The following is a 22,449-nucleotide window of genomic DNA, read 5'->3' on the forward strand; positions in this document are numbered from 1 at the left end:
GCCAATAGGTCAATCTCAAATAGTTGATTCATAATGCTATCCTCTAGATCCGTTCAATATCACGGGTGCCAAATAGGCCATAAGGTTTAAACCACAAGATGATAAGCAGCACGTAAAAAGGGGCGATGTCGTACATGTTGCCGATATGCAGATATTGGCTGTCGAAGAACTCGGCCACGTTTTCCAGCACGCCAATCACCACGCCGCCGACAATGGCACCGACAATGGAGTCTAGCCCGCCTAAGATCACCGCAGGAAACACCTTAATGCCGATAGAGGAGAGTGAGTCTGATACCCCGTTGACCATGCCAATCACCACGCCTGCGGTGGCCGATACGGTGGCGGCAATGCCCCAGCTCATGGCAAAGACCTGCTTAACCGAAATGCCTAGGCTTTGTGCAACCTGCTGATCAAACGCCGTGGCGCGCATGGCTAACCCATGCTTAGAGTATTTAAAGAACAGAAAGAAGCTCACCATGATCAACAGTGCAATCACAGTACTCATCAAGTAGGCAAATTCGATATTGAGGCCAAAGATGGCCACCGACTGGGTATCAAACACCTGCGGATAGCTCTGGGGCGACACCCCAAAAATCCACTTGGTTAACGACTGGAAGAAAATCGACAGGCCGATAGTCACCATGATCACCGAAATTATCGGTTCGCCAATCATGGGGCGCAGCACTATCATCTGCAGTAACACGCCAAAGGCGGCCATAAAACAGAGGGTTAATATAAAGCCTAAGAAAAAAGGTAACTGGAAGTAGGTTAAAAATGCCCAGCAGACCCACGCGCCCACCAGCAAAAACTCACCTTGGGCAAAGTTGACGATTTGGGTCGACTTATACACCAACACAAAACACATGCCGACAACCCCATACAACAGGCCGACTATCAGGCCGTTAATGATAAGTTGTAATAACAGTTCGAAATTCATGATGCTCTCCTTTGCGTGACATTGGCATCGCTAGCCGTAGGGCCATCGACCAAGGTGGCGACCTTAAGTTGGGTTTTGATCCGCGACTGAGTGCCATCTTGGAAGGTGATCACTGTGTCGATATCCACATGGGGCTCATCGTTATAAATCGAGTCGATAATGTCGCCATACTTGTCGGCAATCACCCCACGGCGCACCTTACGGGTACGGGTTAGCTCACCGTCATCGGCATCGAGCTCTTTATATAACAAAATAAATTTATTAATTTTTTGTGCATCTGGCAGGGTTTCATTGACCCGCTGCACTTCAAGGCTGAGCTGCTCATACACCTCAGGTAAACTCGACAGATTGGTGTAGTTGGTAAACGCCAAGCCTTGCTGCTCGGCCCACTTGGCGACAATACTGAAACGGATACACAATATCGCCGACAAATAGGGTTTATCTTTGCCCAAAATCACCGCCTCACCGATAAAGGAGGAGAACTTGAGTTTGTTTTCGATATATTGTGGTGAGTACTGGATACCGTGACTGGTTTTAGCCAGATCTTTAATGCGGTCAATCACTACCAGATGGCCCGATGGCTTGAAGTAACCGGCATCGCCGGTGTGCATCCAGCCATCTTTGACATCTTCCTGATAAGCTTCATCATCACCTAAATACCCGTTAAACATGCCAACGGTTTTGGCGATGACCTCACCCACCCCTTCGCTGTCGGTGTTGATCACTTTGAGTTCGGCGGTATCAAAGGCGACCCCGACGCTGTCGTAATCGATATCATCTGACTGATGAATAGTGTAAGCGCCGCACATCTCGGTTTGCCCATAGAGCTGACGCAGCGGAACGCCGATGCTTTGAAAAAACTTAAAGGTATCTGGCCCCATCGCGGCGCCGCCGGTGGCTGCCGATTTTAAAAACGAGAACCCTAAGCGATCACGCAGTGCCTTCATCAACAGCCAATCGGCAAGCTGAGAACGTTTGCCCTGCGTCAGCCGTTGTTCGGCACGCGCCATGGCAAAGTTAAACAGCTTTTGTTTAAAGGGGGTGGAGTCCATCATGCGTGCTTTGACATCGGCAAGAATGCCTTCCCACACACGGGGAGCGAGCAGCACAAAACTTGGGCCTATCTCGCGTAGATCCGCCATCATGGTCTCTTGCTCTTCCACAAAATTAACGATTTGCCGGGCAATTAATGCCTGCCCCACGGCGTATACCTGCTCCATGATCCACGGCAGCGGCAAGACCGACACATAGTTATCACCAGGTGCCCTTGGATCGGCACGTAAATAGGAGCAGCAATGGTCGATAAATTTACTGCCTTGCAGCAACACAATTTTCGGCTTAGAGGTAGTGCCCGATGTGGTGCAATAGATGGCGATGTTGTCGGCCTTTCCGGCATCGACTAAGTTGTCATAATGGCGCGGTGAGGTGTTATCCACCTCCTGACCAATGCGGTAAATCTCTTCCACACTGATCAGGCGTGAATCGTCATATTTACGCATGCCTCTTGGGTCGCAATAGACAATGTATTTTACCGACGGGATCTGGTCGCCCAGCTCGAGTAACTTATCGCACTGCTCTTCATCTTCAGCCACCACCACCTGGGCATTACTGCGATTAAGCAGATAAGCCACCTCTTCGTGCATCGAGTCTTGGTAAATGCCCAGCGAGTAACAACATAAGGCGTGGGCGGCCACCTCGCCCCACACCCACTCGGGGCGGTTTTCACCCAGTAGGGCAATGGTGGTGTTGGCTGTAATGCCTAAATGGTTAAATGCGAGCGCCATCCACTTGACGCGATTGTGATAATCTTGCCAGCTAAACTCGCTCCAAATGCCAAACTCTTTTTCACGCATGGCAATATCGGCGCCCCAATTAGCGGCATTATGGCGCAAGATCTTGGGAAAGGTATCCATGCTTCCCATATCAAAGGATTGCGCTGCTTGATTTGACCTACTCATTAGACGACCTCTTTTAATTGCTCATTGTCTTCAAGCCCTAAATAAGCCTGTCTTACGTGCTCGTCGGCCATCACCTCATCGGGGAGACCACAAATAAGCCGCTTACCAAAATCGAGCACCATCACTTCGTGGGAGATATCCATCACCACGCCCATATCGTGTTCAATCATCACCACTGTGATGCCAAATTCTTCATTTAAGTCGAGGATGTAACGCGCCATATCCTCTTTCTCTTCCAGATTCATGCCTGCCATCGGCTCATCGAGCAGAATCAACTTGGGGTTGAGTGCAATTGCGCGCGCCAATTCAACCCGTTTGCGCAGCCCGTATGACAAGGTGCCTGCGACAGATTTACGCACATGGGAGATATCGAGAAAGTCGATGATCTCCTCGACGTGGCGGCGATGACTCAGCTCCTCTTTTTGTGCCGGAGATACCCAGTACAACGGGCCCGTCAGCCAGTTATTTTTCATCAGGTGATGACGCCCAACCATGATGTTGTCGAGCACCGACATATGACCAAACAGCGCCAAGTTTTGGAAAGTGCGCCCAATGCCAAGGTCGGCGCGATCGTTAGGACGCATGTGGGTCACATCTTGGCCGTCAAAATGAATCGAGCCCCGCTGCGGGCGGTAACGGCCTGAAATGCTGTTAAGCATCGAGGTCTTGCCCGCACCATTAGGGCCAATGATGGAGAAGACGGCGCCGCGATTGACCTCAAAGCTGACATCGGTTAGCGCCTTAACGCCACCAAATGCCAGTGAAATCTGCTCGACTTTTAAAATGGTCTCTGTCACACCCATACTCCTTTTAAAAAAACGCTTATCTCGCCTTGAGCGCAGCGCGGTTTATCTCAACCCGCTAGCTCACTTAACTTGTAGCGCTGTATTGTGGTGTCAAAACTGATGTTAAAAAAATGACGAGGGGCCATAGCCGCCTCGCCAAGTGGTGGGTCTAGAGGGCGTAGCGCATAGACAGTTGCACATAGTCTGAATCGACGTTTTGATCATCCATGGCAAAATTGCCCACCTCAACACCTATGGCTAACGCTGGCGTGAGATTTTGGAATAAGTTAACGCTCCATTGGCTGCGCTCAATGTTGCTCACATCGGTTTCAAGGTAGCCGTAAAGCACGGTGCTTCTGAGGGTGTCGGTCCAATAATGACGGTAGGCCGCTAAATACGAGGTGGTGCTTTCTACTTCTTCACCGACCAAATCTTGCACTGCGCCCACCCCCACATAACGCCCTACATCACCTAGGTGCACCTGAAAGCGAAAATCATCTCTGCCAAAGGTGTTAACCACGCCGGCGATAGAGCCACCAAAGGCGGTCTCACTGTTACCCGTTGTGGTATTAAGGTTGCGGCCTAGAGCCGAAAACGACACATTACCCCAGTCGCCTTTGACGTTATAACGGGCCACCACATCGGGCAGATCGTCATTAGCCGTATCGCCGCCCACGCTCTCTGGGTTTTCTATCGACACTTGGAAATCGCCCATCTCGTAACGCACTTGCCCTTGGCGAATAAACGCCAAGCCTATGGTGGCACCGGCAAAATCGGCCGTTTCAGGTATGGCACTGGTGTTCATAAAGGTGGTCCAGGTTTGCCCCGCCGTCAGCCCTTTGTAATTGATAAAGGCATGACGCAGGCGCGGATTGGCCGAATTAGACACCACCTCGTTACCGCCACCACCATAAAAATCCATCTCAATAAAGCCCATCACATCGCCATGGACATATTTGGTATTAAAGCGTGACTCGTTGGCGAAAATCTTAAATTGATTCGCACTGTCTGCGAGCGGCTGACCCGAGCCTATCCAAAAGTCACGATAGGCAACGTCGCCAGACACATAGCGCGCATCGACTTTGAGATAACCACCAAATGACAACTTACCCTCGTCGCCGACCTCAAAGTCAAATGCGGCAGCGGTAGAACCCGCCACGAGGCAGAGTGAAGTGGCAAGCGTGATGTTTTTTATGGTTGAAGTGAGCATCTTTTTATCCCCTGTTTAGTCTGCCTCCAAGATGGAGAAATAACCTTGGGGGCTCAATTGGGAATAGGTATTAATGCACAGGGCTTAGATCCCATGGCTTACATCATGGGGATTAGACACTAAGCTGTAATCAGAAAGCGTTAATCAAGAGGGGGTAGACCATCAGTCGTAAGACAAAAGTCTGTGGCAGCGCACGCACCGTCAAAGGGTAACGAGAGCTGCCCGTTAAGACTTAAGTCGGTAGCCCATAAGTGATGCACAGAGGAGAAAATGTGATAAGTTAATTTGCATAACAATCACAGCAGTGGGCACCTTTGCCACAACACTGCGCCGCAATAGGTTTAGCGCTACCATGTTTCCTAACTGGCTCTTAGTGACCATCAGCATCAGCTATATCGGTTTGCTTTTTTTGATGGCATTTATCGGTGACAAATACCGCGATAAGCTGTTTAAACAGCAACATAAAATAATCTATTCACTGTCTCTTGGGGTGTACTGCACCTCGTGGGGCTTTCTGGGGACTGCAGGGCAAGCGGCTAACAACTCGTTTGCTTACTTACCTGTGTATATTGCGCCTATTTTACTGTTTATTTTCGCCTGGCCTTTTATTCAGCGGGTGATACGAGTCTGTTTACGGCTCAATATTACCTCGATTGCCGACCTACTCGCGTCCCGCTTTGGTAAATCACCGCTATTAGCAGTAGTGGTGACCTTAGTCGCCCTGTTCGGCACCTTGCCCTATATTGCCTTGCAGCAAAAAGCGATTGTTAACTCCTATGAAATTTTGCGCCAAGACCACCTCTTATCATCGTGGCAGTTGGGTCTAGTGGTGAGTTTAATCTTGGCCGGTTTTACCATTATCTTTGGCGTACGGGCCATCGATGTCACTGAGCGCCACCCCGGCATGATGCTGGCGATTGCCTTTGAATCCCTAGTCAAGCTTATCGCTTATCTCACCATAGGGATTTTTGTCTCCTTTTTTCTCTTTGATTCGCCCCTAGAGATATGGCGTCAGGCCAGCGCGATCTCCCCCATCACCACAGAATTTGCCTACCCCAATATTATTTCGATGTTTGGCTTACTGTTTATCGTAATGTCGGCGTTTTTGTGTCTGCCGCGCCAGTTTCAGGTGTTGATTGTGGAGCTAAAAGAGCAAAAACACGCACTATGGAGCCGCTGGACATTTCCGCTGTATGTGTTGGTCTTTGCTTTTTTTGCCACGCCGCTTGGGCAGGCGGGTAATATTCTCTATGGGGATTCGTTACAAAGTGATGCTTATGTGCTGTTTTTACCCACGGTTAACGGCGATCTTTGGTTAGGCTTATTTAGCTTTCTTGGGGCAATTTCGGCGGCCAGCTCTATGGTGATCATCTCGACCATAGCCCTGAGTACCATGCTCAGCAACGAAGTGGTGTTTCCCACCCTATTTAAGATCAACAATATCCACAGCGATGACTTTCATAAATTTCGCTCACACCTGCTCAATATACGTAAAGCTCTAGTATTAGTGGTGATATTTATGAGCTATGGCATGTTCCTTATCGCGCCTCCCGATACCTTATCATCGCTAGGAGAGGTCGCCTTTGGCGCCATCGCGCAAATTGGCCCCGCACTCATTGCCGCTTTTTTATGGCGTCGTGTGACCTTAATTGGCGTGTTGGTGGGGATAAGTGCAGGCTTCAGCTTGTGGCTGACACTGAACTTACTGCCACAGCTTGGCTTGTATCCTCACCCCTTTGCTGGCAGCGACTACTCCATGACGACCATGGCGACCTTAGTGGGCTTGTTTGTCAATATCATGGCTATCTGGTTGGTATCCTCCTTTACCCGCCAAAGCGTGCATGAGCAGATGCAAATCGCCCACTTTATTGAGCGACCTGAGCTGGATAAATTACAGCAAGAGGTGCCCAAAAACGTCAATCCGACCGAGCTTGAACTCTTAGTGGCTCGCTTTGTGGGTAAAGATAAGGCCGCCCAAGGCTTTTACCATTTTTTTGCATGTCAGCCCCAACCCATTGTCGATAAAAATGCCCATAACCAGGCGCTGATTTTCTATACCGAGAACATGCTTGCCAGCGTAATGGGCTCAGCCTCCGCGCGCTTGGTGCTCTCTTATGCCCTCAATGGCCGCGATATTGCCATTGAAGATGTGGCCCAATTGGTAGAAGTCGCCTCCAGCCATCGGATGGAGTTTAGCCGTTCGGTACTCCATAGCGCGATTGAAAATGCCAGTGAAGGGATTTCGGTGATCGACAGAGATCTCAAACTAGTGGCCTGGAACCAACACTATTTGAATCTGTTTAACTATCCGGACGACCTGATCTACATAGGTTGCCCGGTGAGCCAACTTATCGAATATAACCTCAGCGTGGGTAAACGTTATATTGCCAATCTCGATGAACAGGTAGAGCGGCGGCTGAACTTTTTACGTCAAGGCAGCCATCACAGCACAGAGCGCGTGCAGCCCGATGGCAAAACCATTCGCATTCAGGGCAACCCTATCCCCGATGGCGGTTTTGTGATGATTTTTTCCGATATTACTATCTATCGAGAAGCGGAAAAACTGCTCAAAGAGAAAAACCTCGACCTAGAAGCCCGAGTCCACGAGCGCACCAAAAAGATGGAGCAGGCCAACGCCCAGCTGGCTCAGTCCAACGCCGAGCTGGCTCAGGCATTGAAAAAAGTGGAGCAAGCTCATCAGAAAAAAAGCCAATACCTCAAGGCGTGCAGCCATGATCTCCTACAACCCCTGTCGGCGGCCAGATTATTTTCCTCCGCCTTTGTGCAAAATGGCCAGCTCAGTGCCAAACAAAAACAGCAAATAGGTTATATCGATAATGCCCTGCAGGTGGCTAACGAACTGCTACTGGATCTTAATGAGGTATCCCGTATTGAAAGTGGCACTATAGTGCCCGAAATTACCGACTTCGCCCTGCAAGAGGTGCTGGACTCGCTCAAAGAAGAATTTAGCGCCATGGCGGCGGCCTCTAAGGTCAAGTTCAAGTTGATTAACACCTCGGTGTGGGTTTGCAGTGATAAGGTGTTACTCAGACGCATATTACAAAACCTGGTTAGCAACGCGTTTCGGTATGCGGGTAATGGCAAAATAGTACTGGGGTGTCGCAGGCAATCAACAGGCGTCTTAGTGCAAGTGGTCGACGATGGCCCTGGGATCCCGACCGACAAACAGGCAATGATTTTTGAGCAGTTTACCCGCTTGCAGCATTCGGGACATGATGGCGTTAACGGCTTAGGCTTAGGCTTAAACATTGCTCAAGGATTAGCGGGATTACTGCAACATCAGCTAACCTTATCGTCCGAGGTTGGCAGCGGCAGCATCTTCAGTTTGGCGGTGCAAACGGTCTGCGCACAGCCCAACACCACAATGGCCACTCAGGCAGACATTTTGACCCTCAATGGGGTGCATGTCTTAGTGGTCGATAACGACCCTAATGTGCTCAAGGGCATGACAGAGTTGCTGGCAGGCTGGCGCTGCCAAGTCTACGGGGCATCGACGCCTGAGCAAGCCAAAGCCCTTTTTAAACAATATGTTGCCAATATCGATATCGTGTTGATGGACTATCAACTCGATGATAACCAAAATGGTTTGGATTTAATGAGTCAGCTACAAGCCCTATCGCCCCATCCTGTGCCAGCGGTGCTGATCACTGCCACCATAGATGAAAGCGTGGTATTACAAGCTAAATCCCTAGGTTATGGGTATTTACGCAAAATTATTAAACCCATCGCACTGCGCGCGGTGATGAGCGCCACATTAGCGAGCAGCCTGCACAATAACTACTCGGCGCCGACATCGACTAATTATGTCACCAGCGAACGAGAGCCTTAAGGTCTCGAAGCAAGAGACTTAAGGCAAGGACCTTTAACCAAGGAGCTTCAGCAAGAGGCTCTAGCCTAAGACAAAGCTAGGACTAGCGAATGGTTGGGTTGCTGGGCAGTGACTGTCTGACTGAGCAACGCTCCACTTTCGCATGTTTGCGTAGTTGCTTGTTTAGTCGCTCCCATGGTCGTTAGGCCTGCTCAGGTTGCGGCGTCTGATCCAGATATAACTGACTCATGGCAATCACCGCTTGAGTGCGGGTATGGACGCCTAATTTAAGGAAAATCGCACTGGCATGGGCCTTGATGGTCGCTTCAGATAAACCCAGCTCGTAAGCGATTTGCTTGTTGAGTAGGCCATCGGCAAACATCATTAAAATGCGGTGTTGCCGCGGTGATAAACTGGCAATTTTACTGCTCATACTGTCTAAGGTAACCGAGGCTAAATCGCCGCAGCCATGAGGGATCCATTGCTGACCCGCTAGCACAGCCTTGATGGCTTTGACCATCTCATCGACCGCCGTTGACTTAGGGATAAAGCCCGCTGCACCAAAGGAGATGCTCTTGCCCACGGTTACCTTATCTTCTTGGCCTGAGATCACCAGAACGCCAATTTGCGGGTAACTATTACGGATATTGACTAAGGTATTAAAACCATGCGCGTTAGGAATATTAAGATCTAATAACAGCAGGTCGGCATCATCATGGGCCATTAACAGCGCTTCGAGCTGACCCACGCTTTCGGCTTCTAACAAGGTTACGCCGTCAAACTGACTGGTTAAGATATTGATTAATGCTTGTCTAAACAGTGGATGGTCATCAGCTATTATTATTTTTAGTGGCTGTAACATGGTTAATCCCTCAAATGTACATTTTTCCAGTCTACCCCAACCTCCGATATTATCAAATCTGCCCAGTTGGCAACAAAGCAGACACCACTTTACATTTAACATATCAATTACAAAGAGATAGGCAGATACCTCTCCTTGGTACACATTTTTGACCCTAGGTAAATATAGACTTATTAACTAGACGATATTCGCCGCTTTTTATGTTAGAGCCACCACTTACCCAACGCACCACACGTTGGGGGGATCACTGCCCCGACATGACGGCACGGCAACCGCTTGCCGCCATAAAAAGGGTCGCTAGACTTGAACATCCACAGCCTCTCACATATTCTTGACTGATAACAAAGTGATTACCTAGTGCATATTTTATCAACACGATTGCCAGAGATAATTTAAAAATAATATTTGTTTTTAATAAGATAGTAGCTTAGCGATATTAAGGGGCAAACTTGCCAGACACAACAGCGTTAGTCTTGGGCGGTGGGGGCGCGAGGGCCGCTTATCAGATAGGTGTGCTCAAGGCGATAGTGCAATTTTATCCTCGCAACCATGGCATCCCTTTTAAGATCATTTGTGGTACCTCGGCCGGTGCGATCAACGGCACCTCTATTGCGACTCACGCCTCCTGTTTTCATCTTGGCGTGCGTAAACTCGAGTGGATTTGGCGTCATTTTAATACCCATATGATTTACCGGGCGTCATTTACCGGCGTGTTTTCGCATCTGGCTAAAATGGCGTTAATGGGTTTACAAGATGAACGCATCAACCCTGAACCTGGCAGCCTATTTGATAATGAACCGCTACGTGGCCTACTCAATGAAGTGATTAATTTTGCTCGTATTGACAGAAATATTGCCAATGGCGCCCTGCACGCCCTAAGTATTGACACCTCTTGTTATAACTCGTCGCGTTCGGTGACCTTCTTTCAAGCCAGTCGCCAAATTGAGGAGTGGAATCGAGCCCGCCGCGGTGGTCAACGCACACATTTAAATACTGAGCATCTACTGGCGAGTGCAGCGATCCCTTTAGTGTTTCCCTCGATAAAGCTTAATCGAGGTTACTATGGTGATGGCTCAGTGCATCAACTCGCACCACTGAGTAGCGCCATTCATTTGGGGGCGAAAAAAATCATGGTGATTAATTTAGATAGCCCACATAAACAAGCCCACCAAGAGATGGAATACCACCCAAAAACAGCAACGATTGCGGGTCATCTATTAGACACCATATTCTCCGATACCCTCAACAGTGACTTAGAGCGATTGCAGCGTATTAACAGTACCTTAAGTTTGATCCCAGAAGCGGCGCGCCAACAAGCTTCACTCAAACCTATCGATACTTTAGTGATCAAGCCTAGCGAAGACTTAAGCCAAATTGCCGCGCAGTACTATCATAAAATGCCACTGGCGGTGCGCACCTTACTGCGCCTTATCGGCATTAATCAGCAATCGGATTCCAGTATTGTCTCTTACCTGCTGTTTGAGCAGCCCTATTGCAGTGCCTTAATCAATTTGGGCTATCAAGATGCCATGTGTCAGGTTGATGAGATTAAGGCATTTTTTAATCTCGATTAATACCTCGCCGCGCAAGCATCTGCTGCGCTGCGACCTCAGCCCACAGGCGATAACTCGACTCACTCGGATGAAATCCATCAAGGGCCAGTGAATCGGCACTTAAAGGCAATTGCAGCGACAGCAACTGACAGCCAGCTTGGGCGTCGATCACTTGCTGCAATCGCCGATTAAACTCATCACTTCGTTGCCCAACAAACCAGCGTAAGGGCTGTGGAAAGGCCAAGAACGCCCCCAAGGGCGGTACTGGGGTGAGCAGCAGCTGTGCCTTGGGCGAGTGTTGTCTAAGTTGACTCAGTAAACGCTCGGTGGCGCTAAGCCATCTCGTCACACTTAACGGGCTGAGTACATCATTCACTCCAAGAGACAATAACACCACATCATATTGTCCTTGGCGTAAACTGGCTTGCCAAGACTCACCGCTCAGATGGGTTAAAGTGTTATTTGTGGTTAAGCCGCTGCGAGCAAGCAAGGTCCAGCGCACACGATAATGCTCGCTCAGCCGCGCAGTTAAATACCCGCTAAGCGCCTGTTGCTGTGAGCCCACGCCAACCCCCGCCGCCGCAGAATCGCCTAAGATGAGCAAGTTTATGGTTGTTACCCCCGAAGGGGGTAAGTCACTTGGGCTTGTGCACACAGATGTCGGCATGCTTAAATCGGCTAAATTTGCCCCCTCTATGCTTGCCTCTTGATCTCCTTTATCGATAAGTCCTTCGCGCGGCCCCTTAGCTTCAGGTAGCCTTGGCATAATGCGTTTTAGCCACAAGGCTTGCACCATTAACATTGGCGCCAGCACAGGCAATAAGAGTTTGGCTAAAGCTTGTTGCATTGTATTGTCCTTTTTCCATGCCCCAGATAAGGTTGAGGGTGCTTGGGTCAACTGATAAGGTGCGGTCTATTAGCCTTGCAGTAGAAAATGCTCCGCCTTCTCGATGCGTCTTGGTTTTCCAAGCAAAATTAAGATATCGCCGGGCCTAATAAGCCAGGTTAGATCTGGGCTTTCTACCTCGGCGCCCGCTCGCCTTACTGCACGTAACTCTACCCGCAGCGTCTGCCAAGGAATATCGGCTAAGGTCTGTCCCACCACCTGAGCCCCTTTGGGCAGCGCTACCGCATGCAGTAGCTCCAAGGTGAAGTCGGTCTCCTCTCCTGAAAAAAAACCGTGCAGATATTGATAATGGTTACGGCGCTCATATTCGAGCCGTTTAAATATGCGCGTCAGTGGCACACCACACTGATACAGCACCTGCGACACCAACATTAAACTGCCCTCGAGCGATTCGGGGATCACTTGGCTGGCACCGGCTTGCTCGAGCTCTTCCATGCCTTCATCATCGCGCGTTCTGACTAAAATGTTGGCATCGGGTGCCAACTGGCGGCACAAAGGCAATACCTCATCTAACACCTGCGCATTACTAAAAGCCACAACGATTAACTTAGCTTGGCGAATTTGCGCTTGTTTTAAAATCGCTCGTTTAGCCACATCGCCAAAATACACAGGCTCCCCAGCGCGGCGAGCCTCTGTGACCCGCGTGGGGTCAAGATCGAGCACCAAATAGGGGATCGCTTCAATTTTCATAAAGCGGGCAATGGTTTGCCCCACCCTGCCGTAGCCTAAAATCAACACGAGATCTTTATTATGCTCCATGGGCGGTATGCCCTGTATCTCAATGTCACTCTTAGGTCTACCGCCCTGTAAGCGCCGCGCAATATCGACGCTGTGTTTAACTAACCATGGCGCGACGGCCATCGACAGCACTGCCACCATCACCAGCTTAGTGCTCACCGTGATCTCCAATAACTGGTAATTGACCGCCAGGGCGAGCACCACAAAACTGAACTCGCCCACTTGAGCTAAACTGATCGCGCTGGCCACCGATGTGCGAAACGACTCCTTAGCAGCGCGAAGTAAGCCATAAACAATTAATGCCTTAGCAATGATGACCGCCACCACCAGCAGTAGCACTTGCCACCAAAAAACAACCACCAGACTAAAATCGAGCAGCATACCAATTGAGATAAAAAACAGCCCCATCAATAAGTCTCGAAAGGGACGAATATCGGCCTCGAGCTGACGTTTGTACTGACTTTCGCCAAGTAACATCCCCGCCATAAACGCGCCTAAGGCCATGGATAACCCCAGCCATTGAGTCACAGCGCCGGTCACTAACGCCACCACTAGGGTCGATAATACAAACAGCTCATTGGATCGTGAGCGCGCGACCTCATCAAACAACTTAGGCAGTGCCCACTTACCAAAGGCCATTAGGGCGATGAAGGCGAATACCCCTTCTAACATGGCAAGGCCTATGGCTTGCCATGTTAACGGCTCTCCGTCTGAGGCCAATAACGGCATTAAAATCAATAGAGGGACAACGGCAAGATCTTGAAACAACAACACACTGACCGACAGTTCGCCGTGGCGACGACGCAACCAGCCTTGCTCGTTGAGCAGTTTGAGTACTATGGCGGTGGAAGATAAGGCGATGGCAGCGCCGACAATAATCGACTCATTGACGCTCAGCCCCAGCATCAAACTCATACACATACCAAGTAAAACGGTTACGAGCACCTGTGCACTGCCAAGGCCAAATACGGTGCGACGCATCGCCCATAGGCGTGGTAAAGAAAACTCTAATCCTAAAGAGAACATCAGCAGCACTACGCCAAGCTCGGCCACAGAATGAATTTGCTGTTGGCTAAACCAATTAAATACCGATGGCCCACTAAGGGTTCCTGTCACTAAGTAGGCCAAAATAGCTGGCAAGCCCAAACGGCGAAACAGGGCGATAGTGGCAATCGCGATCATGAGCATCAATAAAATTTTAATCAGAAAGCTATGTTCCATTGGGGCTCCAAATCAGCTAATCCTTCCTGCCCACATGACAACGCAATGACGCGATCCGTCCGATAAAATATCGAACATTGATGAGGCCTGATACGAGATATTGACACTCGCACATCTTACCTTGTCAGGGTTTTTTGAGCTTGTCAAAAACCTGACGCCCAATAATTTACATTTAACCAACAAAGGTAACTGGATGACAAATATAGATAAATTATTAGTTAGAGCTTTAGGCACGATAATTGCTTACTTTTAAGCATATCTCTAGTCCCATTATTTTGTGGAGTTAATACATGGACTTTGCCTTAACTAGCGAGTTCTCACCCAGTGAATATCGTTACCAGCCGGCCTATCGGCATACTGGTACGAATTTGCCTAATATGGTGACCATAATGCAACAGCTTCATCTGCATTTATCACCAGAAAAGGTGTTTAGTTGTTACGGCGCGATCGTCGGCCAATATTTGCCTATCAACGGCATAAAACTGCACTTTAAAGAGTATCAGCTAAGCTGGGGCTGTGAGCAAGGTTTGCACATAAAGCAACACCTGCCCATTGAAGAGAGCTGTGCTGTTATTGAATATCGTCTCAATGCGCCGATGCTAAATTCGCAAACTGAATTACTGTATCAGCTACAGGCATTATTAGTGCGTCCGCTTTATAATGCGGCGCAATATGAGCAGATGGCTAAACAGGCGATGTATGATGCATTAACTCAACTAGGTAATCGTCGTTATTACATGGAAAGCCTAAAGCAATCCCTAGCCAGAGCCACTCGCCAGAGCGAGCCATTATCATTGATCGTATTAGATTTAGATCATTTTAAGATGCTTAACGACAGGTACGGCCATCACATTGGTGATGAGACGCTCATTACATTCGGGCAAACCATCAACCAGGCGATCCGTGATAGCGATCAGGCCTTTCGTATCGGCGGCGATGAATTTACCATATTAGTGCAAGGCAACGCACAAGCGGCGAGCCTGATTTGTCAGCGCATATTGACTATGATGCAGCATAATAATCAACTGCATCATCGACAAATTTACACTAGTTTAGGGGTGGCCGAGTGGCAATCACTGGATAATGCAGAAAGCCTGTACCTACGTGCAGACAAAGCCCTATATGATGCCAAAGTCGCTGGCCGTCGCTGTTATAGGATTGCAGCTTAAGATGAGATATCTGGCATAAAAACAGGTATCTCATCTTGCAGCCCTAGCCCAGTGCCCAGATAGGCCTCACCTTATGTCTGGCTTTTTCATCGACTCATTAAAACTGATATAGCGCCGCTTTAACTATTGATTTTCAATATTTTTAAACTTTTACATCCATGAAATTATTTACTTTAAGAGCACACTGCCCAATTTGCCGAGGCATCATCCTCAGGCAACCAGTCTCATTACATGAATACGCCGCCGCTTTTTAACACAGACTTTAATCGCCCAAATATCTTCTCATCGACTAAAAATCCACACACCTATGTTGTTAAAGTTAAGTCAAACTTATTGGTAAGATGCAAATGGTCATCGTTAAGCTCTTGAGCCAAGAAGCCAGCAATACTTACAACATTGCTTAGTGTTGACTCCGCCAACAGATTTCACTGAGCTACGCCCAATGAACACCTAAGATTTTATTCTATATGATGAAACTCGGTTTCAGGCTTGCAATTCAAAAACCAGACCTACGTCATCGGCCAACGCAATAAATCGCTTTTCTACCCAGTAGCCCACTGCGGCAACCAGATGGTCATCGAAATAGATAAGCGGCACTTGATCGCGCATCCACGGCGGTACGGCTAACTCCTGCCACAGTTTTTTTAATTCGCGTCCCTTGTCTCGAAAATGGGGATGACACCGCAGCGATCCTGGCGCACCAAAGCGCACGCTCACCCGCTCATCTGCCATAGGAAGACGCAAGCGATCGCCGTGACAACAGCGCTTAGCCTGCAATGAGGCAGTGTCCGTTATTGGCCAATGTTGTGATAAGGCATCGCTAAGGCGAATGTTAATTGGCGCTAACTTTGCGTGAGGTTGATACCTATCGATATAGAGCTGATGACGAAAGCGGCGTAACACCATAGCGTTAAGCCTGATTTCGACCTTAGCATCTTCTTTAGCGTCAATAAGTTGCACCAGAACCTGTTTAAGCTGCGCTGCTGATGGCATGGCAAACCCGAGAGAGTCGATAAACCCCCTTAATAACTGTGCGCGCCACGGCGCTGATTGCTGGGCTAACAAACGTAAATCTAATACAGGGCTGCTTGCGTTAGCAGTCTCTTGCAACATGGCGGGTAAGCGAGAGGCTACCTCGTCATCAATCAAGGCTTGCTGCTCGGCGCACAGCTGCGCGCTGCGAGCACTAGTGACGGCAATGGCTGGCCAGCGCGCACGCAAAGCGGGGATCACCTCAAGGCGCAGGAAGTTTCTGTCAAAACGATTATCTAAATTACTCTCATCTTCGATATGTTCAATGGTGTGAGTGACCGCAAATTGCTCGACCTGTTGCCGGCTAATATCGAGCAAGGGGCGTAACAACCACTTATCTTGATGAAACGCTTGTATTGCGCCCATGGCGGCCAGTCCCTTGGGACCTAAGCCGCGCTTTAACGCCAATAATAAGGTCTCTAGCTGATCGTCTTGATGATGCGCCGTCAATAGCAGATCGCCTGCCGTTAACTCTTGGGCTAAGGCGTGGTACCTGGCGTCGCGCGCCGCGGCCTCTAGGCTTACCCTAGGCCCAGTGTTCACCGCAACTTGCTTAACTTTAATGGGTAAACCGTATACTAAGGCGCGCCGTTGGCAATGGGTTGCCCAGCGCCCGGCATTGCCACTTAACCCATGATGCACATGCACCAACAGATAACGATACTCGGGATGCCGCTTGGCAAACTGAGCCAAACCATGAGCCAAGACTTCAGAATCGACGCCGCCACTGTAGGCCAGCACCAGTTGAGTACCGGGCGGTGGCGTTAACTGCGCGATTAATGCCGCAATTTGCTCTGCGGGCTGCCAAGTGGTGGCGCTCATATTAAAATAAGATCCTGACTTTATCTGAGCCCGTTAGGGTCTCCAGTGACAGCATCAGCTCATCGGTTGGATTAACCCGCCATTCATCACCCAGCTTAAATTGCGCCTTGGCTTGCGGCTGCGCATAATTAATCACCACGGGCACCGCGCCCGCTTTCCACGGCATTAATGCCTGATGAAACCGGTTGAGCCAGTCACTGTCGACTTCGCTGGCATCGACATCCACCTCTACCGCCTGCGCAAAATGGCTACGCGCCTCACCCATATCGATAATGTTACGTGCCGTCATGCGGTTGCCGCCTGAAAAGTCATCAAAACTGACTTCGCCTTCGACAATTAAGATACGATCTTTTTCGAGCAGGTAGGCAAATTTCTCAAAGGCTTCGGTAAATAGCATCACCTCTAGGCGCGCACTCTTATCGTCTAAGGTGACTAAGCCCATCTTAGAGCCGCGTTTGGTCATCATCACTCGGGTGGCGACCACCAAGCCAGCGGCCTTAGTGGTTTTACCGCGCTCGGTCGGATGCACATCTTTTAAGCGCCCCGAAGTGTAGTGTTTCAACTCTTTAAGATATTGATTAATCGGATGACCTGTAAGGTACAAGCCCAAGGTATCGCGCTCTCCTTCGAGCCAGACTTTATCGGGCCATGGGGTGCATTCGACAAATTGCTGTTTGCTGTCTTCGGGCTCGCTATTGAGTAAGCCAAACATATCGTGCTGGCCAATCGCTTCGGCTTTCGCATGTTGGTCGGCGGCGCGAATGGCCTCTGGCAAGGTGGCCATCATTGATGCCCGATGTGGCCCTAAAGTGTCGAGGGCGCCAGCACAGATAAGTTTTTCGATAACCCGTTTATTGAGCTTTTTCAGATCAATACGGGCACAAAAATCGAATAAATCGATGAAGGGGCCATCTTCACGCGCCTTGAGGATCGAGTCGACCGGGCCTTCGCCCACCCCTTTAATGGCACCAATGCCGTAGACGATGTTCATATCGTCATCCACGGTAAAACGAAACAGCCCTTTATTCACATCCGGTGGCAACAGTGGCAAGCCCATGCGCTCACACTCATCAACTAGGGTGACGATCTTGTCGGTGTTATCCATATCGGCCGACATCACCGCCGCCATAAATTGCGATGGGAAATGGGTCTTAAGCCACAAGGTTTGGTACGACACCAAGGCATAAGCGGCCGAGTGGGATTTGTTAAAACCGTAACCGGCAAACTTTTCCACCAAGTCGAAAATCTTCATCGATAGCTCACCATCGATACCGTTATTGACTGCGCCCTCTTTAAAGATACTGCGCTGCTTAGCCATCTCCTCGGGTTTTTTCTTACCCATAGCACGACGCAACATATCCGCGCCGCCCAAGGTATAACCAGACAAGACCTGGGCAATCTGCATCACCTGCTCTTGATACAAAATAATGCCGTAAGTGGGCTCAAGCAGGGTTTTTAAAGACTCATGCTGATATTGAGAGTCGGGATAGGAGACCTCTTCTCGACCGTGCTTACGCTCAATAAAGTTATCTACCATGCCTGACTGTAGCGGTCCGGGACGAAACAGCGCCACCAAGGCGATCATATCTTCAAAGCAATCGGGTTGCAGACGCTTAATCAAGTCTTTCATACCGCGAGATTCCAGCTGGAATACCGCCGTGGTTTCATAACGCTGCAACAGCCTAAATGAGGCTGGATCGTCTAGCGGTATCGCTTCGATTCTAATGGGATCTTTGCCGGCTTTTTCTAGGCGCGGATTGATCATCTGCAGCGCCCAGTCGATGATGGTTAAGGTTCGTAGCCCCAAGAAGTCGAACTTCACTAATCCAGCGGTTTCGACATCATTTTTATCAAATTGGGTAACCGGATTCTGCCCTTCGGAGTCGCAGTACAGTGGCGCGAAGTCGGTGATCACCGTTGGCGCGATCACCACGCCACCGGCGTGCTTACCCGCGTTACGCGTCACCCCTTCTAAGATGCGGCACATATCGATGAGATCTTTAACCTCTTCATCGGCGTTATAAGCTTCAGGAAGCGCAGGTTCCGCCTCAAAGGCTTTAGCCAGCGTCATGCCTGGCTCGGCAGGGATCATCTTTGAAATACGGTCGACAAAACCATACGGGTGGCCCAGCACGCGGCCCACATCGCGCACCACGGCTTTGGCAGCCATGGTACCAAACGTGATGATTTGCGATACCGCATCACGACCATACAGCTCGGCCACGTGATCGATCACTTCATCGCGGCGGTCCATACAAAAGTCGACGTCGAAGTCGGGCATCGATACCCGTTCTGGGTTCAAGAAACGTTCGAACAGCAGGTCAAATTCTAATGGGTCAAGGTCGGTGATCTTCAGCGCATACGCCACCAAAGAGCCGGCTCCCGAACCACGCCCCGGGCCAATCGGAATACCGTTGTCTTTACCCCACTGAATAAACTCCATCACAATAAGGAAGTAGCCGGGAAAACCCATGTTGTTAATCACGGTCAGCTCAACATCGAGACGCTCATCATATTCGGGGCGGCGCTCGGCTCGAACCTTAGGGTCGGGAAACAAAAATTCGAGACGCTCTTCAAGCCCTTTTTTAGACACGTCAACGAGAAAGTCTTCGATGGACAGATCGCCGGTGGGGAAATTAGGCAAAAAGTATTCGCCAAGGCGCACTGTGACATTACAGCGCTTGGCGATCTCTACCGAGTTTGCTAACGCTTCAGGAATATCGGCAAACAGCTCACACATCTCATCTTGTGAGCGGAAATACTGCTCTTTACTGTAGGTTTTAGGGCGGCGCGGATCGGCGAGTGTATAGCCATCAGAAATCGCCACACGGATCTCATGGGCCTCAAACTGCTCGGGTTGAATAAATACCACTTGGTTGGTCGCGACCACGGGCAAGTCTTTTTCAGCCGCCAGTTCGACCGCCATGTGCAAATAGCGCTCTTCGTCGGGGCGACCCGTTCGGATAAGCTCCAGATAATAGCGCTCAGGAAAATGGGTCTGATAAAATGCCACCAAGGAGTCAACTTGGCCTTTGTTGCCTTTAAGCAACGCCTTACCGACGTCGCCATCTTTGGCCCCCGAAAGTAAAATTAACCCTTCACTGTATTTAATCAGCCACTCTTGATCGATCACGGCGCGGTCGCGTACATGACCACGTAGATAGGCATCGCTTATCAATAAGGTGAGGTTTTTATAACCTTGATTGTTGATGGCCAATACCGTAATCGAGCAAAACTCGTCGTCAAAGCCTGGCACCAACATCGAAAAGTCAGTGCCAATAATTGGCTTAATCCCCGCCCCATGGCAGCCGCTGTAAAACTTGACCAAACCACATAAATTGGTTTTATCGGTCAGGGCAAGCGCCGCCATTTCAAGCTCAGTCGCCTTAGCTAGAATGGGCTTCACTTTCGAGAGGCCGTCGGACATGGAAAAATCACTGTGAACGCGCAGATGCACGAAACGAGGTTCTGACATAGTTGATAGTATCTTTTTAGTTGGGCGGCAAGCGCCCATTGAGATTAACAGACCGAGATTAACACATAGCGAAACACAGCGTCACCCTTTCAGCTCGGCTTTGCCTATGCTGATAAGGATTAATCATCCCGCGATAAACGTGCCTGTACGGGGCGAAAACTCTTACGGTGTTCGGCTAATACGCCATGTTGTTCTAGCGCCTCAAAATGCGCTTTTGTCGGGTAGCCCTTATGCTTGGCAAAACCAAATTGTGGGTATCTGGCATCGAGCGCGTCCATCTCTTGATCTCGCACCACTTTGGCAATGATCGATGCGGCGCTGATGCCAGCGATCAGGCCATCGCCTTTGATCACCGCATGGCTTTCAATACCAAAGTCAGGCACACGATTACCATCGACCAGTATCCGCTCGGGGCGAGCCTTAAGACCGGCCACCGCGCGCTGCATTGCCAGCATAGTGGCGTGCAAAATATTAAGCTCATCTATCTCAGCAGGACTGGCACGCCCCACACTGACATCGAGGGCTTTTTGGTTAATCTCGGCAAACAAGGCTAAGCGTTTTTTTTCTGACAATTTTTTCGAGTCATTCAGTCCAGCGATAGGATTATTAGGGTCGAGTACCACGGCCGCGGTGACGACATCTCCTACTAGAGGTCCGCGCCCCACCTCATCGACACCGGCGTAAAACCCTTGGCACAATAGGCTGATTTGCGCTTGCGTGATCTCTTTAAAGGTCGCCATATTACGCCTCCTCAATTAACGCGACCACCGCATCGGCGGCCCGCTGACTGGCATTACATTTGAGTTGTTGATGCAAGGTGGCAAAACGCTTCATTAACGGACGATGATCGCTATCGAGTTGTTGCGCTACCGCATCGGCAATCTTCTGCGCGGTGCAGTCGGCTTGGATCAACTCAGGAATAATGTTCTCACCAGCCAATAGATTAGGCAGTGAGTAACTGTCTATCTGCATCATACGTTTGGCAATGCTATAGGTGATCGGACTCACGCGATACGCCACCACCATCGGCCGTTTAACCAACATGGCTTCTAACGTCGCCGTGCCTGACGCCAGTAAAATGGCATCCGCAGCCGCCATCACCACCCGCGACTGTCCTTCAACCATATGAATCGCCAAATCGGGAGCAAATTGTTCAAGCGCCGCCTCAAATTGGGCGCGGCGTTTGGCATTAACCAGCGGCGTGATGAACTTAAGATCGGGATAACGTTGTCGTAGCAGCAATGCCGCTTTGACAAAAGGCTCTGCCAACTGCTTGAGTTCGCCAGCGCGTGAGCCCGGCAATAAGGCTAAGTATTCATCTTCGGCATCTAACCCCAGCTGAGCTCGGGCTGCTGCTTTATCATTCTCCATAGGGATGTCGTCGGCTAAGGTGTGACCGACGAAAGTGCACGGCACCTGATGTTTATCATAAAACGCCTTTTCAAACGGCAACAACGACAGCACCATGTTGGTTGCTTTGGCAATTTTAAAGATACGCTTAGGCCGCCATGCCCACACAGATGGGCTGACATAATGCACGGTTTTAATGCCACGCTGCTTAAGCTTTAACTCGAGGCCGATATTGAAATCGGGCGCATCGATACCGATAAAACAATCGGGTGACAAGGCGGAGATTTCATCGATGAGGGTTTTACGTACCTTAAGCAACCGAGGCAGGCGCGACAAGACTTCCACTATCCCCATCACCGCTAACTCTTCGAATGAGAACAGCGACTCAAATCCCAATTCGTCCATCTGTGGACCACCAATGCCGACAAAACGCGCGTCAGGATAACGCTGCTTTAGGGCGCGGATTAACCCCGCGCCTAAGATGTCCCCAGACAGTTCGCCTGCGACCATGGCAAATATTTTTTGTCTACGTTCAGTCATAACCCGATTCTTATCCGTTGTTTCCGACTTACGATTAATCACATTAACTCAATGATTATTC

At 49.7% G+C, this 22,449-nt stretch carries 14 protein-coding genes; 3 read left to right on the plus strand and 11 right to left on the minus strand.

Annotated features, from left to right (window positions below):
• Positions 1-43 precede the first annotated feature (43 nt).
• From DVO77_RS06550 to DVO77_RS06565, 4 genes are all read right to left on the minus strand, one after another.
• A complete protein-coding gene (locus tag DVO77_RS06550; RefSeq protein WP_110458633.1) occupies positions 44-937 on the minus strand; it encodes a branched-chain amino acid ABC transporter permease in 894 nt (297 codons plus the stop codon).
• A complete protein-coding gene (locus DVO77_RS06555; RefSeq protein WP_119977781.1) occupies positions 934-2,895 on the minus strand; it encodes a long-chain fatty acid--CoA ligase in 1,962 nt (653 codons plus the stop codon). The genes DVO77_RS06550 and DVO77_RS06555 overlap by 4 nt, the downstream gene beginning before the upstream one ends.
• Positions 2,895-3,692, minus strand: coding sequence for an ABC transporter ATP-binding protein (locus tag DVO77_RS06560; RefSeq protein WP_110458688.1), 798 nt, complete (start codon positions 3,690-3,692; stop codon positions 2,895-2,897). Before DVO77_RS06560 ends, DVO77_RS06555 begins: the two co-directional genes overlap by 1 nt.
• Before the next feature lie 157 nt (positions 3,693-3,849).
• Positions 3,850-4,890: a DcaP family trimeric outer membrane transporter gene (locus DVO77_RS06565; RefSeq protein WP_119977782.1), complete on the minus strand. Its 1,041-nt coding sequence runs from the start codon at positions 4,888-4,890 to the stop codon at positions 3,850-3,852.
• A gap of 352 nt (positions 4,891-5,242) precedes the next feature.
• Between DVO77_RS06565 and DVO77_RS06570 the strand changes: the two genes are divergently transcribed.
• Complete coding sequence (locus tag DVO77_RS06570; RefSeq protein WP_119977783.1) at positions 5,243-8,740, plus strand: hybrid sensor histidine kinase/response regulator; 3,498 nt, start codon at positions 5,243-5,245, stop codon at positions 8,738-8,740.
• A gap of 181 nt (positions 8,741-8,921) precedes the next feature.
• Here the strand turns inward: DVO77_RS06570 and DVO77_RS06575 are convergent, their stop codons facing one another.
• Positions 8,922-9,581, minus strand: a complete 660-nt coding sequence (locus tag DVO77_RS06575; RefSeq protein WP_119977898.1) for a response regulator transcription factor — start codon at positions 9,579-9,581, stop codon at positions 8,922-8,924.
• A gap of 449 nt (positions 9,582-10,030) precedes the next feature.
• On the opposite strand from DVO77_RS06575, the gene DVO77_RS06580 reads away from it, so the two are divergent.
• Complete coding sequence (locus tag DVO77_RS06580; protein ID WP_119977784.1) at positions 10,031-11,155, plus strand: patatin-like phospholipase family protein; 1,125 nt, start codon at positions 10,031-10,033, stop codon at positions 11,153-11,155.
• Here the strand turns inward: DVO77_RS06580 and DVO77_RS06585 are convergent.
• Positions 11,142-11,981: an SGNH/GDSL hydrolase family protein gene (locus DVO77_RS06585; protein ID WP_119977785.1), complete on the minus strand. Its 840-nt coding sequence runs from the start codon at positions 11,979-11,981 to the stop codon at positions 11,142-11,144. The two genes, DVO77_RS06580 and DVO77_RS06585, sit on opposite strands and share 14 nt — an antisense overlap.
• A 69-nt stretch (positions 11,982-12,050) precedes the next feature.
• Positions 12,051-14,000 (minus strand): monovalent cation:proton antiporter family protein, encoded by a 1,950-nt coding sequence (locus tag DVO77_RS06590; RefSeq protein ID WP_119977786.1) that lies wholly within the window; start codon positions 13,998-14,000, stop codon positions 12,051-12,053.
• A gap of 290 nt (positions 14,001-14,290) precedes the next feature.
• Here DVO77_RS06590 and dgcS point away from each other — a divergent pair, with 290 nt between their 5' ends.
• Positions 14,291-15,169, plus strand: coding sequence for a diguanylate cyclase DgcS (gene dgcS / locus DVO77_RS06595; protein WP_110458626.1), 879 nt, complete (start codon positions 14,291-14,293; stop codon positions 15,167-15,169).
• A 483-nt stretch (positions 15,170-15,652) separates the two neighbouring features.
• On the opposite strand, the gene tilS is transcribed toward dgcS, so the two are convergent.
• The 4 genes from tilS to lpxB form a co-directional block, all read right to left on the minus strand.
• Entirely contained in the window at positions 15,653-17,023 is a 1,371-nt protein-coding gene (gene tilS, locus DVO77_RS06600) for a tRNA lysidine(34) synthetase TilS (protein WP_119977787.1), read from the minus strand.
• A 1-nt stretch (position 17,024) separates the two neighbouring features.
• A complete protein-coding gene (dnaE, locus tag DVO77_RS06605) occupies positions 17,025-20,498 on the minus strand; it encodes a DNA polymerase III subunit alpha (RefSeq protein WP_119977788.1) in 3,474 nt (1,157 codons plus the stop codon).
• Between the two features lie 119 nt (positions 20,499-20,617).
• Positions 20,618-21,238: a ribonuclease HII gene (rnhB, locus tag DVO77_RS06610; protein WP_119977789.1), complete on the minus strand. Its 621-nt coding sequence runs from the start codon at positions 21,236-21,238 to the stop codon at positions 20,618-20,620.
• Position 21,239: 1 nt separating this feature from the next.
• A complete protein-coding gene (gene lpxB, locus DVO77_RS06615) occupies positions 21,240-22,388 on the minus strand; it encodes a lipid-A-disaccharide synthase (RefSeq protein WP_119977790.1) in 1,149 nt (382 codons plus the stop codon).
• Between the last annotated feature and the right edge of the window lie 61 nt (positions 22,389-22,449).

Origin of the sequence: Shewanella algidipiscicola (assembly GCF_003605125.1) — a bacterium.
GTDB classification, from domain to species: Bacteria; Pseudomonadota; Gammaproteobacteria; order Enterobacterales; family Shewanellaceae; genus Shewanella; species Shewanella algidipiscicola.

Bases quoted from the DNA above. Each gene is read 5' to 3' on its own strand.
- DVO77_RS06570 (WP_119977783.1), top strand. From the start codon at position 5,243: ATGTTTCCTAACTGGCTCTTAGTGACCATCAGCATCAGCTATATCGGT.
- DVO77_RS06585 (WP_119977785.1), bottom strand. From the start codon at position 11,981: ATGCAACAAGCTTTAGCCAAACTCTTATTGCCTGTGCTGGCGCCAATG.
- rnhB (WP_119977789.1), bottom strand. From the start codon at position 21,238: ATGGCGACCTTTAAAGAGATCACGCAAGCGCAAATCAGCCTATTGTGC.
- DVO77_RS06565 (WP_119977782.1), bottom strand. From the start codon at position 4,890: ATGCTCACTTCAACCATAAAAAACATCACGCTTGCCACTTCACTCTGC.
- DVO77_RS06575 (WP_119977898.1), bottom strand. From the start codon at position 9,581: ATGTTACAGCCACTAAAAATAATAATAGCTGATGACCATCCACTGTTT.
- lpxB (WP_119977790.1), bottom strand. From the start codon at position 22,388: ATGACTGAACGTAGACAAAAAATATTTGCCATGGTCGCAGGCGAACTG.
- tilS (WP_119977787.1), bottom strand. From the start codon at position 17,023: ATGAGCGCCACCACTTGGCAGCCCGCAGAGCAAATTGCGGCATTAATC.
- DVO77_RS06590 (WP_119977786.1), bottom strand. From the start codon at position 14,000: ATGGAACATAGCTTTCTGATTAAAATTTTATTGATGCTCATGATCGCG.
- dgcS (WP_110458626.1), top strand. From the start codon at position 14,291: ATGGACTTTGCCTTAACTAGCGAGTTCTCACCCAGTGAATATCGTTAC.
- dnaE (WP_119977788.1), bottom strand. From the start codon at position 20,498: ATGTCAGAACCTCGTTTCGTGCATCTGCGCGTTCACAGTGATTTTTCC.
- DVO77_RS06550 (WP_110458633.1), bottom strand. From the start codon at position 937: ATGAATTTCGAACTGTTATTACAACTTATCATTAACGGCCTGATAGTC.
- DVO77_RS06555 (WP_119977781.1), bottom strand. From the start codon at position 2,895: ATGAGTAGGTCAAATCAAGCAGCGCAATCCTTTGATATGGGAAGCATG.